Origin of the sequence: Tractidigestivibacter montrealensis, assembly GCF_024741235.1 — a bacterium.
Taxonomy (GTDB): domain Bacteria; phylum Actinomycetota; class Coriobacteriia; order Coriobacteriales; family Atopobiaceae; genus Tractidigestivibacter; species Tractidigestivibacter montrealensis.
Genome location: NZ_JANSKA010000003.1, coordinates 161,839 through 174,430, shown reverse-complemented (window position 1 = coordinate 174,430; position 12,592 = coordinate 161,839). Strand labels below are relative to the sequence as shown.

10 protein-coding genes are annotated in these 12,592 nt (G+C 65.7%); 5 read left to right on the top strand and 5 right to left on the bottom strand.

The genetic code is table 11. The features are described 5' to 3' along the window. Positions 1-31: 31 nt before the first annotated feature. The 3 genes from ilvN to ilvD are packed head-to-tail and all read right to left on the bottom strand — an operon-like array spanning position 32 to position 4,085. Positions 32-517, bottom strand: a complete 486-nt coding sequence (gene ilvN, locus NVS32_RS05480) for an acetolactate synthase small subunit (protein ID WP_233519074.1) — start codon at positions 515-517, stop codon at positions 32-34. After that, positions 514-2,424, bottom strand: a complete 1,911-nt coding sequence (ilvB, locus tag NVS32_RS05475; RefSeq protein ID WP_258498978.1) for a biosynthetic-type acetolactate synthase large subunit — start codon at positions 2,422-2,424, stop codon at positions 514-516. Before ilvB ends, ilvN begins: the two co-directional genes overlap by 4 nt. Beyond that, entirely contained in the window at positions 2,421-4,085 is a 1,665-nt protein-coding gene (gene ilvD, locus NVS32_RS05470) for a dihydroxy-acid dehydratase (RefSeq protein ID WP_118077617.1), read from the bottom strand. The genes ilvB and ilvD overlap by 4 nt, the downstream gene beginning before the upstream one ends. Before the next feature lie 807 nt (positions 4,086-4,892). Between ilvD and NVS32_RS05465 the strand changes: the two genes are divergently transcribed. The 4 genes from NVS32_RS05465 (at position 4,893) to NVS32_RS05450 (ending at position 9,335) form a co-directional block, all read left to right on the top strand. Continuing rightward, positions 4,893-6,845 (top strand): BMP family ABC transporter substrate-binding protein, encoded by a 1,953-nt coding sequence (locus tag NVS32_RS05465; RefSeq protein ID WP_258498977.1) that lies wholly within the window; start codon positions 4,893-4,895, stop codon positions 6,843-6,845. Further along, positions 6,842-7,567 carry a metallophosphoesterase family protein gene (locus NVS32_RS05460; RefSeq protein ID WP_081920128.1) on the top strand — a complete coding sequence of 242 codons (726 nt, stop codon included), beginning with the start codon at positions 6,842-6,844 and terminating at the stop codon, positions 7,565-7,567. Before NVS32_RS05465 ends, NVS32_RS05460 begins: the two co-directional genes overlap by 4 nt. Positions 7,568-7,647: 80 nt before the next feature. Further along, positions 7,648-8,130 (top strand): YbaK/EbsC family protein, encoded by a 483-nt coding sequence (locus NVS32_RS05455; RefSeq protein ID WP_118100277.1) that lies wholly within the window; start codon positions 7,648-7,650, stop codon positions 8,128-8,130. Next, positions 8,127-9,335, top strand: a complete 1,209-nt coding sequence (locus NVS32_RS05450; protein ID WP_258498976.1) for a MalY/PatB family protein — start codon at positions 8,127-8,129, stop codon at positions 9,333-9,335. Before NVS32_RS05455 ends, NVS32_RS05450 begins: the two co-directional genes overlap by 4 nt. Positions 9,336-9,512: 177 nt before the next feature. On the opposite strand, the gene NVS32_RS05445 is transcribed toward NVS32_RS05450, so the two are convergent. Continuing rightward, entirely contained in the window at positions 9,513-11,231 is a 1,719-nt protein-coding gene (locus tag NVS32_RS05445) for an OPT/YSL family transporter (RefSeq protein ID WP_258498975.1), read from the bottom strand. Between the two features lie 148 nt (positions 11,232-11,379). On the opposite strand from NVS32_RS05445, the gene NVS32_RS05440 reads away from it, so the two are divergent. Continuing rightward, positions 11,380-12,258: a type III pantothenate kinase gene (locus tag NVS32_RS05440; protein WP_258498974.1), complete on the top strand. Its 879-nt coding sequence runs from the start codon at positions 11,380-11,382 to the stop codon at positions 12,256-12,258. Positions 12,259-12,359: 101 nt separating this feature from the next. On the opposite strand, the gene NVS32_RS05435 is transcribed toward NVS32_RS05440, so the two are convergent. Then, a complete protein-coding gene (locus NVS32_RS05435; protein WP_032111187.1) occupies positions 12,360-12,539 on the bottom strand; it encodes a hypothetical protein in 180 nt (59 codons plus the stop codon). Positions 12,540-12,592 lie beyond the last annotated feature (53 nt).

Sequence of the window (12,592 nt, the reverse complement as noted above, 5' to 3'; positions counted from 1 at the left end):
GGGCCGGACGCAGGCGTCGGCCCACGGGGTGCTACTGGTCGTGCCCGCGCGACATCGCAATCTTGCCGGTGCGCGTGAGCTGGCGAATGCCGTAGCTGCGGAAGAGGTCCTCAAGCGCATCGAGCTTGCTCTCGGTGCCGGTGGCCTCCACCGTGAGCGTGTTCTTGCCCACGTCCACGATGTTGGCGCGGAAGACGCCCGCGATCTCGATGATCTCGTGGCGGCGCTCCGGCGAGCATTGCACCTTGAAGAGCACCAGCTCGCGCTCGATGGCGTCGTCCTCGGTGAGGTCGGAGATCTTGAAGACCGAGACGAGCTTGTGCAGCTGCTTGGTGATCTGCTCGAAGCCCACGTCATCGGCCTCGACGATGATGGTCATGCGCGAGAGGTTCTCGTCCTCGGTAGGGGCCACGGTGAGCGAACCAATGTTGAACCCGCGCCGGCTAATCATGCCGGTGACGCGCGAGAGCACGCCCGGCTTGTTCTCGACCAGCACGGAGAGGATGTGCTTCATCATTCGTCACCGTCCTTCTCGCCGTCCGCGGTGGCGGGGCGTCCGTCCTTGCCAAAGCCCTTGCCCGAGACGCGCACGCCGCCAAGCGTCACGTCCAGCGCGCCAATGATGTCGTCGATGGGCGCACCGGGGGCAACCATGGGGTAGACCGTCTGGTCTGTGGGGATCACGACGTCCAAGAGGTACGGCTCCTTGGAGGCGAGCATCTCGTCAAGCGCGTCCTCGACCTCCTCGGGGCGAGAGATGCGCCGGCCGCGCCAGCCGTAGGCGTCTGCCAGCTTCACAAAGTCCGGCACGTTAGGCAGCTTGGTGAACGAGTAGCGCTCGTGGTAGAAGAGCTTCTGCCACTGGTAGACCATTCCCAGGGCGCTGTTGTCGATGATCATCACCTTGACGGGCACGTTCTCCTGGATGGCGGTGGCCATCTCCTGCACGTTCATCTGGAACGAGCCGTCGCCGGCAATGCAGACCACCTCGTCGTCGGGGCAGCCGATCTTGGCGCCAATGGCGGCAGGGAAGCCAAAGCCCATGGTGCCGGCGCCGCCGGACGAGAGGAACGTGCGTGCGTGCTCGCGGCGGATGTTCTGGTGCGCCCACATCTGGTGCTGGCCCACCTCGGTGGTGACGATGGAGGCATTGGGGTCAAGCTTATCCGAGAGCATCGAGAGCACGACCTCGGGTGCGATCTTGTCCGGGTAGTCGATGGTGCTGGCAAAGTTGTCGGTGTAGAACGGCCAGCGCTCGCGCCACGAGCAGACCTCGGCAAACCAGCCGTCGTCCACGGGCTTGGCGTCCTCCTTGTGCAGGCGCTCGTTGAGCGAGGCGAGAACCACCTTGGCGTCTCCCACGATGGGCACCGTGGGGTTCACGATCTTGCCTATCTCGGCCGGGTCGATATCGATGTGGATGACCTGTGCGTGCGGGGCAAACTCAGAGACCTTGCCGGTCACGCGGTCCGAGAAGCGCGCGCCCACGGCGATGAGCAGGTCGCACTCCATGACGGCCATGTTTGCGTACTTCGAGCCGTGCATGCCAACCGGTCCCAGGTTGTGCTTGTTCGAGCAGGGCATGGCGCCCTTGCCCATGAGCGAGGTCACCACGGGGATGTCCATGGTCTCGGAGAGCTCGACCAGCTCCTGGCAGGCGTGGCTGGTCACAATGCCGCCGCCGGCGTAAATGAGCGGGCGCTTGGCCTTCATGATGAGCTGCGCGGCCTGCTTGACCTGCCGCGCGTTGCCGCGGTAGGTGGGCTTGTAGCTGGCGATGCTAATGGAGTCCGGGTAGTGGAAGACCATCTGCGAGCCGGAGAGGTCGCTGGGGATGTCGATGAGGACGGGGCCCGGGCGGCCGGTGGAGGCAATGTAGAATGCCTCGCGGAAGGTGCGCGTAAGGTCGTCGGTGGACTGCAGCAGGAACGAGTGCTTCACGATGGGCATGGTGATGCCCACGATGTCCGACTCTTGGAACGAGTCGGTGCCAATGACGCCGCGCGTAACCTGGCCGGTGATAACCACCAGGGGTACGGAGTCCATGTATGCGGTCATGATGCCCGTCACGGTGTTGGTGGCGCCGGGGCCAGAGGTGACGAGAACAACGCCCACCTTGCCCGTGGCGCGGGCATAGCCGTCGGCCATGTGGGTTGCGCCCTGCTCGTGCCTGGCTAGCACGTGGTGGATGCGCTTGGAGTCATAGAGCGCGTCGTAGATCTTGATTGCCTGGCCGCCGGGATAGCCAAAGATTGTGTCGACGCCCTCGCACTCCAGGCTTGCGATGATCGCCTGTGCGCCGGTCATGGTCTTGCCCTCGTACTCTGAGTGGGAGCCCATGCCAAAGGGCTTTCCCTCGATGGCCGTCTGCTTGCGGGCGAGCTTCTCGGCGACGGACGCCGCGTGGCTGTCGGTGTTCGTCATGAGAGGTATGCCCCCTTGTCTGCGCTGGTCACGAGCTTGGCGTAACGGGAGAGGACGCCCGTGGTGTACTTGGGCGCGGGCGGCTCCCAGGCGGCACGACGGCGAGCCAGCTCGTCCTCATCGACGAGCAGGTCGAGCGTGCCGGCCTCGATGTCGATGCAGATCTGGTCACCCTCGTGCACCAGGGCGATGGGGCCGCCGGCTGCGGCCTCGGGGCTCACGTGGCCCACGCAGGGGCCCTTGCTCGCGCCGGAGAAGCGGCCGTCGGTGATGAGGGCGACGGACTTTGCCAGGCCCATGCCGCAGATGGCGGAGGTGGGGGTGAGCATCTCGCGCATGCCAGGACCGCCGGCGGGGCCCTCGTAGCGAACCACCACGACGTCGCCGGGGTTGATCTTGCCGCCGAAGATTGCCTCGCAGGCGGCCTCCTCGGAGTCGAAGACGCGCGCGGGGCCGGTGTGCTTGTACATGCTGGGGTCGACGGCGCTCTTCTTGACCACGCCGCAGTCGGGCGCGAGGGTGCCGCGCATGACCTTGAGGCCGCCGTCGGGGGAGTACGGGTTGTCGATGTGGCGCACCACCGTGCCGTCGACGGGCGGGCACTGCTCGACCCACTCGGCCATGGTGCCGTGGCAGGTGTTGGCCGTGAGGTCAAGGTGCCCGGAGCGGCCCAGCTCGCCGATGATGGCAGAGACGCCGCCCACGTCGTTCAGGTCCTGGATGTGGAGCGGGCCGGCCGGGGCCAGGCGCACGATGTTGGGCGTGGCCGAGCAGGCCTTGTCCCAGTCGTCCATGGTCACGGGGCAGCCGGCTGCGTGCGCGATGGCCGTGAGGTGCAGCATGGTGTTGGTCGAGCCACCAAAGGCCTGGTCAAGCGCCATGCCGTTGCGCACGGCGCGGGCGTCGATGATCTGGCGGGCGGTGATGCCCTTCTCGAGCAGCTCCATGACCTTCATGCCGGCGTGCTTTGCCAGGCGGATGCGCTCGGAGTAGACGGCGGGGATGGTGCCGTTGCCGGGAAGTGCGATGCCCAGGGCCTCGGCCAGGCAGCAGATGGAGTTGGCGGTGAACATACCCGAGCAGCTGCCGCAGGTGGGGCAGGCGGTGTTCTCGAGCCAGTGCATCTCGTCCTCGGTCATGGTGCCGGCGGTCACCTGGCCCACGGCGTCAAAGAGGCTGTTGAGGTCGGTCTCCTCGCCGTGGCGGCCGCGGCCGGCGAGCATGGGGCCGCCGGAGACCAGCACGGTGGGGATGTCCAGGCGGCACGCGGCGATGAGCATGCCGGGGACGATCTTGTCGCAGCTGGGGATGAGGACCATGGCGTCAAACTGGTGGCCCTGGATGGCGCACTCGACGGAGTCTGCAATTACCTCTCGGCTGGTGAGCGAGAAGCGCATGCCCTCGTGGTTCATGGCGATGCCGTCGCAGACGCCGATGGTGTTTACCTGCATCGGAGTGCCGCCGGCCATACGGACGCCGGCCTTAACGGCCTCGGCGATCTTGTCCAGATGGATGTGGCCGGGGATTACCTCGTTCTGGGACGAGACAACCGCCACAAGTGGGCGCTCGAGTTCCTCGTCGGTAAGACCGTCGGCCTTGAGCAGGCTTCTGTGTGGAGCGCGGGCCAAGCCCCGCTTTATGGCATCGCTTCGAAGTTCCATGGTCACCTCTCGCTTCCTGCACAACCTATTCCATGTGAGAAATGCGACTTCAGGTGAGACGTGGTGCGTTCTCCCGATGCCCGTTACGGTGGACTCCGGCCCGAGGTAGTTGCGCTGCTGCCTGCGTGGGGGGTGGCCCAGAGGCGGCGCGCGTTCGCCCGAGCAGCTCGAGGGAATGTTCCTTGCCAACCACCGCGGGTTCTCATCTCGCCCGCTTACTGTGGGATGGCTTGGCAAGTACTCGCCCTGTCATCGCATTTGCTCTGAAACTGTGCGGACGATTCTACGCTACGTACTGGTGATGTGCTGTAACGAGGAAGTAAATTCCAGAGATGACGAGGTGATTTACGCGCCGGCGCCGGGCGTTGCGACGTTCTCCTCGCCTGTCCTGGCGTTTCTCTTCCCGACGGCGTGGCGCGTTGTTACCGGCCCGTTGAAGTTGTCAGCAGTCAACTGGGCGAACGTAAGTGGGTCTGGTCGAGCCGGTAACAACAGGTGGCAGAGCCAGTGGCCGAGCAGCGCGCTTGTTACCGGCTCGTCGCGTGGTTGCTGAATATCTGCAGTTGTGAGCTGCGAGAGGCTCCAAGCCGGTAACAATGCTTGGCCGCGTTCGCATGACCAGCGCCACGCAATCCGAATCGCGGAAATCCCGATTGGTTAAAGTGCTCTAAACAATCGGGATTTGCAGGCGGCCTAAAGTCGCGCCTCTCGCTTGGGGTCCGGCCGGCACCTGCGGCAGTATACTTGTCTGAACAAGTACCCGCGCCCGCCGCGCGCCACCGCGCACGAAAGGAGACGTCCGCCACCATGAGCGAGGAGTACAGAAAGGCCCTCCGTCGCGGCGAGCGTGACCTGCGCCGCGACGCGTCGGCTGGCATCTACCCCTACCTGCCCGCGCTTGATTCCGTGCTTGCCCCCGGTGACACCGTCGGCGAGGTGCGTCTGGGCACCATGGAGATCCCCCTCGATATGGTGGCCGGCACGCGCACCGAGGGCAGGCAGCGCTCCTTCTCGCGCACCTTTATGCCCGTGCTTGCACCCACCACGGAGTTCGCGGCCAAGTGGTCGAACCTCTACACCATCCAGACCACAGAGGGCTTCCGCGACCCAGTCAAGGTCTACGAGTACATGCACCGCTTCTACGTCCAGGAGGGCAACAAGCGCACCTCCGTGATGCGCTATCTGGGCGCCTATTCCATCGAGGCCGAGGTCACGCGTCTGCTCCCGCGTCAGTGGGACGCGCCGGAGCGCCGCCTCTACGGCGAGTTCCTCGAGTTCTGGCGAGCAGTGCCAACCTACGACATCGAGTTCTCGCGCGAGGGCTCCTACCGGCGCCTTGCCGCGCTTTTCGGCCGCGACCTTGGCTCCCCCTGGCCCGACGAAGCCGTTCGCGAGCTCACTTCCACCTACCAGTACTTCCGCTCGCTCTACCAGCGCGCGGGTGGCTCGCACCTGGATGCAACCTGCGGCGACGCGCTTCTCGCATACCTGAGCTACTTCCCGGACGAGCGCCTTCTGGACACGCCGCCCTCCATCGTGGTCGAGCGGCTGGGGCGCCTGTGGTCCGAGCTCGCGCTGGCGGGTCCGCGCGAGGATGTGGTGCTGGTGAGCGAGCCAGAGGCAGAGCCAACCTCCCACGGCGGCGTCCTCTCGCGGTTCTCGTACCGCACGCCCTACTCGCCAGCCAACCCGCTTCGCCTGGCGTTTCTCTACGAGAGATCCCTGGCAACCTCGAGCTGGGCGCGTGCCCACGACGCCGGACGCCTTGAGGTCGAGAAGCGCTTTGGCGGCACGGTCCAGACGGTAGCCTACGACGACTGCTCCTCCCCAGACGACTTCACGGCGGTGGTGGACGCAGCCGTCGAGCAGGGCGTGCGCGCGGTCTTCACCTGCTCGCCCACGCTCATGGCAAGCACGGCCAAAGCGGCCATTACCCACCCCGAGGTGCACTTCCTCAACTGCTCCTGCAACCTCCCACACAGCCGCGTGCGCTCCTACTACGGGCGCATGTACGAGGCCAAGTTCGTGACAGGTGCGCTGGCGGCGAGCTTTGCCACCAACCATCGCGTGGGCTACCAGGCAAACGTCCCCATGTTTGGTTCGGTTGCCGAGATAAACGCCTTCGCCATTGGCGCGGCGCTGGTGGACCCCAAGGTCAAGGTGCGGCTGGTCTGGTCCACGCGCGGCGGCGACTCCCTCTACCACCGGATGGCTAACGAGGGCGTTACCGTGATGTCGGGCTCGGACGTCACCGCGCCCTGGGACGACCCGCTCGCGCTGGGCCTCTACAAGATGGTGAACGGCCGCGTGCACAACCTGGCCCTGCCGGTTTGGAACTGGGGCCGCTACTACGAGCTTATCGTGCAGGGGCTTCTCAACGGGTCCTGGCAGGACGCCGACGACGCTGCGCGTCCGCAGGCGGTAAGCTACTGGTACGGCATGTCGTCGGGGGTCATTGGGCTTAGCCTCTCGGATGATCTGCCCTACTACTCGCGCAAGCTCGTTGACCAGCTCACGCACGGCATCGAGCGCGGCGTGCTCGACCCCTTTGCGGGCGAGCTCAGAAGCCAGACGGGCGTGGTGCAGCCGGCGGGTTCGCCCAGGCTGAGGGAGCTGGACATCGTTTCCATGGACTGGCTCAACGACAATGTGGAGGGCATTCTCCCTGCAAACTGGCATCCCGTTGACGAGACGTCCCTGGCCGGTGGGCTGGGAGGCGGCCTTTCCGCCGGTGGCGTCACGGGGGAGGCGCGGCCATGAAGATCCTCGCGATTGCCGACGTCGAGGAGCGCATGCTGTGGGACAACTTCCGCCGCTCGCGCTTCGAGGGCGTTGACCTTGTCCTGGCGGCGGGCGACCTCGATGCCGACTACCTGGAGTTTCTCGTCACCATGCTCACGTGTCCCGTGCTCTACGTGCATGGCAACCACGACGAGAGCTACCGCCGCAAGCCGCCTTTGGGCTGCATCTGCGTGGACGACTCGGTCTACGTGTACCGTGGCCTGCGCATTGTTGGACTGGGTGGCTCCATGCGCTACAAGGACGGTACCTACATGTCCACCGAGCAGGAGATGCGCCGGCGCATCCGCAAGGTCGAGCCGAGCATCCGCCTGCTGGGCGGCTTCGACGTGCTTCTCGCCCATGCACCCGCGCGCGGCGTGGGAGATCTGGACGACCTCCCGCACCGCGGCTTCAAGTGCTTCAACACGCTGCTCGAGCGCTGGCGGCCCGCCCTCATGGTCCACGGCCACGTGCATGCCAACTACATCACGGATTTCTCGCGCGAGAGGGAACTTGCCTGCGGAACCCGGGTGGTCAACGCCTTTGGCCACGTGGAGCTAGAGGCGCCCACGCCGCCGCAGCTCTCGTACGGCTGGAAGGAACACCTGGTCAACAAGCGAGCACTGCGCAAGAGCGACGGCATCGCCTCGCACGAGGAAGGCGTTCTCGGAGCCGGCCAGTCCTACGGCCAGCGGTGGTAACTTGGCCGATGGCGGTGGTAGGCTACTCTCTTGTGATGCTGCCCTGCGAGTGGACGGCTGTTCGAGAGGGGATGTGGCCCATGTCCGTCGAGAGCGTCCGAGCGTACCTCGGGCCCTTTGGCGTTGCCGACAAGATCATCGAGTTTGACCAGTCGAGCGCCACGGTGGAGCTGGCTGCGCGCGACCTGGGCTGCGAGCCGGCGCGCATTGCCAAGACGATGGCGTGCGCGGTTGGGGAGGGTGCCGTCCTCGTGGTGTGCGCGGGCGACGCCAAGCTGTGGAGTGCGGCCTTCAAGTGCGAGTTTGGGACAAAGCCGCGCTTTGTGGCTCCAAGCGACCTGCCGCAGGTGGTGGGCCACCCCATGGGCGGCGTCTGCCCGTTTGCCGTGAAGCCCGGCGTGCGCACGTACCTGGACGTCTCGCTGCGCCGCTTTGACCGCGTGTTTCCCGCGGCGGGAAGCGAGAGCAGCGCGATTGGCCTCACCCTTCCCGAGCTCGAGCGCTGCTCGGCGTCCGAGGGCTGGGTGGACGTGTGCAAGGACTGGCGGGAGGAGACCGCATGACGTACGACTTCAAATCAATCATGGAACGACACGGCATGGATGCCATCGCGGTCGACGCGCTTGGCTCGGGCGGCATGGCGCCGGACGCGCCGGCGGAGGGTTTCGACGCCATTCCCATGTGGGTTGCCGACATGAACTTCCCCACGGCACCCTCCATCACGCGCGCCATGGCCGAGCGCATCCAGCATCCGGCGTTTGGCTACTTCTCACCGCGCGATGAGTACTACCAGGCAATCATTGACTGGCAGGCCCGGCGCAACGGCGTGCGCGGCCTTGAGCCGGCACACATTGGATACGAGAACGGCGTGCTTGGCGGCCTGGTCTCCACGCTTACGGCCTTTGCCGCGCCAGGTGACGCCGTGCTTCTCCACAGCCCAACCTACATTGGCTTCACGCACTGCATAAAGGAGAACGGCTACAGGATCGTCCTGTCGCCGCTGGTCAAGGACGAGCAGGGCGTCTGGCGCATGGACTATGAGGATATGGCCGCCAAGCTGGAGGAGAACCACATCCATGTGGCGGTGTTCTGCTCGCCGCACAACCCCTGCGGGCGCGTGTGGGAGCGCTGGGAGCTTGAGCGCGCGATGGAGGTCTACCGCGAGCACGACTGCGTGGTGATTTCCGACGAGATCTGGTCCGACCTGGTGCTGCCCGGGCACGCCCACGTGCCCACGCAGTCCGTGAGCAAGGACGCCCGCCGGCGCACGGTGGCGCTCTACGCCCCGAGCAAGACCTTCAACCTGGCTGGGCTGGTGGGGAGCTACCACATCATCTACGACGACTACCTGCGCGATCGTGTTGTGGCAAAGAGCATGAAGTCCTGCTACAACTCGATGAGCGTGCTCTCGATGCACGCGCTTATCGGCGCGTATAGCAGTGAGGGCGAGGCCTGGCTGGAGGAGCTGCTGCAGGTGCTGGACGGCAACGTCTCCTGGGCGTGCGACTTTATCGGCGAGCACTTCGAGGGCGTACAGGTAAGTAGGCCCGAGGGGACCTACATGCTGTTCCTTGACTGCAGCGAGTGGTGCGAGCGCCACGGCCGCGACATCGAGTGGGTCGAGCGCGCAGGATGGCGCGTGGGCGTTGACTGGCAGGATGGCCGCGCGTTCCACGGGCCCTGCCACGTGCGCATGAACCTCGCGCTGCCGCTCTCGCGCGTGCGAGAGGCGTTTGAGCGGCTGGATCGCTACGTGTTCAACGCGTAGCGGTGCGGCGTCGGCGGCGGGTGCCGGCAGCGCGACGCATCAATGAATGTCGCCAAAGAGACTCTTTTGCGTCGTTTGCAACACACAGGCCCCTCCGGAGACAAAAAGTCGCCGGAGGGGCCCTTTTGAATGCGAGCGCTGCCAAAATGCGCCTTCCGGCGACGTGCCCTCGCGTCTCTACGCCGTAAGCCCCGCAATAACGCTCACCATTGCGATAATGACACCCACGATCGACTCGCCACCCAGCACGCCAGAGGCAATGACCACCCCCGCCTCCTGCGCGTCGGCGTCGCGCGCGGCGCGCTCGTCTGCGGGCAGGTTGGCCGTGCGCGCGGTACGAACGCGATCGATTACCCACTTGAGCGCCGCACCCAGCGCAGCGGTGAACGACATGTAGAACGGCAGGTAGACGCCAAGCCCCAGCATCATGGCCGGCAGCCCCGCCCAGTAGAGCGCGATGCCCGCCGCAAGGCCAATCACAAACGCGGGAACGCTGGGGATGCCCGAGACCATTGTTGCCACCACGCTCGCCTGCGCCGAGACAAACTCCTTGCCCAGCCCAAAGGCGTCCGGTCCATATGCCTCCACCAGCGCCATCATGACCGCAGCGGAGACCACTGCCCCCAGCACGCCGCCGATGGCCTGCCCCAGCCACTGGGCGCGCGGGTCGGTGCCAAGGATGCTTCCGGCCTTGAAGTCGTTCATCACGTCGCCGGCAAGTCCGCAGGCAACAGCCACAACGCCGGCAATGAAGAAGAGCTGCATCTCTCGTACCTGCGCAAATGCCGAGACAAGCAGCAGCACGATAAGGCCAAAGATCTCCATGGGGTCGATGCCCGTCTGTCCGCATGACTGCGCGCTCATCGCGGTGGTCACAAAGGCGAGAAGCACCACCACAATGCTCGCCACCGGCGGAAGGCCAAGCCCCATGCACATGAGAACCACGATGGCGGCGACAATCACCGCAAACGTGCCGGCGTCGGTGCGCACATTGCCGGTGACCAGGGATTCCGTCGCTCCCGCGCCATCGCTATCGCTGCCCGCGCCGTTACTGGCACCCCGCACGCCGCGCACGATGCCCGCGAGCTGCGGCACGATGTCCTTTGCCACCACGGCAAGCCCGGCGCCCATCATGAGGCCCATGCCCAGGCTCTTCACGATGCCCTGTGCGGCGTCGACGGCCCAAAGTCCTGCGGCGCTGCCTGCCACCACGATGCCAAAGTTGGCGAGCAGGGCGCCCGCAAACCACCAGGCCACGGCCACGCCGCCCACGAGAAATCCCACCGAGAGCATCATGGGAGAGTTGTAGATGCCAAAGCTCACGCCGGGGATGGGGAGCGCCGCCAGCATGGAGGGTACGGCGCCAAGTGCGTCGCGCAGCACAGCATAAACGCCGGCTAGTCCCATCGAGGCAAAGAGCCGGCGTCCGGTTTTGCCTCCGGCCTCGGTTGCGCGCAGGGTCTGCGCCGCGGAGGCACCCATGGGAAACTCCAGGTTCGCGTCAACAATGAAGTGCCGGTGGATGATTGCCGTGGCAACAAGGCCCAGGCCTGTGCCGGCAAACGCCACAACGAGCATCTGCGCAAAGCCCACCTCGTCGGCGTATCCCAGCATCCATGCGCCGGGAATGGTGAAGGCCAGGCCACCCGCAACCATGGCGCCGGCAGACATGATAGTGTGCGTGACATTTGCCTCGTTCAGGCTGGCGTTGCCCAGAAGCTTGAGGAAGAAGAGCGAGACGATGGCCGCAAACACGATGGGCCACGGCAGCGCGCCGAGCTTGAGCGCCGTGTAGGCGGAGGAAGCAGTGATGACGACGCAGCCAATGCAGCCAATGACGACGCCGCGCGCCGTCAGCTGCCCACGCCACGAGGCGCGGCCAGAGGGATTGTCCATGTTGTTCTCCTTTGCGTATATCCGCTCCCCCTGGTGGCCGGCGGTTGCGGGCCGAGGAGTCGGGTTACCGGTGCCGTGCGCCGGACATGCGCGCGGACTTGCTAGAGTATAGCGAATGGCCTCTGCGGTGACGTCGAAGGGAGCGCATATGGGAAAGGGTGAGCAGGCCAGCCCTGCTGCGGGTGAGGGACGCTGTGTTCTTGCCGTTGACGTGGGCAACACCTCAACCGGCTTTGGGCTCTTCTCGGCGGACGCCGGCGAGACGGATGAGCCGCTGGGTACCTGGGAGCTCACCACGCCCGAGAAACTCACGGCCGACGAGGCCCGCATGCAGGTGGCGCAGGTCTTGGGCGTGCTTGCGCGCGACGTTGCCGAGCAGCGCACCCTCGCCCCCACGCGTGCCGCGACCTTTGCCGAGCCGCCACTCGACGCGGTTCTCTCCTGCGTGGTCCCATCGTTAACGGAGGCCTGGTCGGCGGCGCTGGAAACGGCCTGCCGCACGCGACCCGTGGTAGTGGGGCCGGGTCTCAAGACAGGGCTGCGCATGCGCTACAGCGACCCTGTCGAGATTGGTCCCGACCGCATAGCAGACGTGGTGGCCGCGCGTGCCACCTATGGGGCACCGGTCGTGGCGGTGGACTTTGGGACCACCATGAATATCGAGGTCATTGATGGTGAGGGGGCGTTTCTCGGCGGAATTATCGCGCCGGGGCTTGCGCTTGGGGCGCAGGCGCTCTCCCGCGCCGCAGCCCGCCTGCCCGTGATCGAGCTGCATGCACCCAAGGCGGCCATCGGTCGTTCCACGCGCGAGGCCATGCAGTCCGGCGTGGTCTTTGGCGAGGTCGCCCGCGTGGATGGTCTTCTCGATCGTGTTTTTGCCGAGCTTGGCGAGGAGGCTCCCGTCGTGCTCACGGGCAGCGGTGCTGGTCGCTTGGCGCCTCTTGTGTCTCATACGGCCGTGGTGGACAAGACTCTCACGCTGCGCGGACTTCATCAGCTGCGCCTTGGGGTCGTTCGCAGGAGGTAGTGGGGCCCGGCAAGCGGGGTTGCGCACAAGAACGGCCCGGGCGGGCACTTCCCGTCCGGGCCGTCGCGAGTCGTCTGTGCGCCTCTCCTGCGCGCAGGTAGCTAGTAGCGCGGATAGAGCATCGTGGGATAGGTGGTCGCGTTTTGCTGCGGACCATGCTGGCCGCGCACCCTGTTCACAAGTGCCTGAGCCGCAGCCGCCACGAGCACGGCGCCAACGAGCAGGGCGATTGTGATGAGAAACACGGCGAGAATAAAGAGCGGACCTGAAATGCTGGACATATGCCGTCACCTGCGACTTTCTTAAACGGCCTGTAGTTTTTACAAGACCGTTG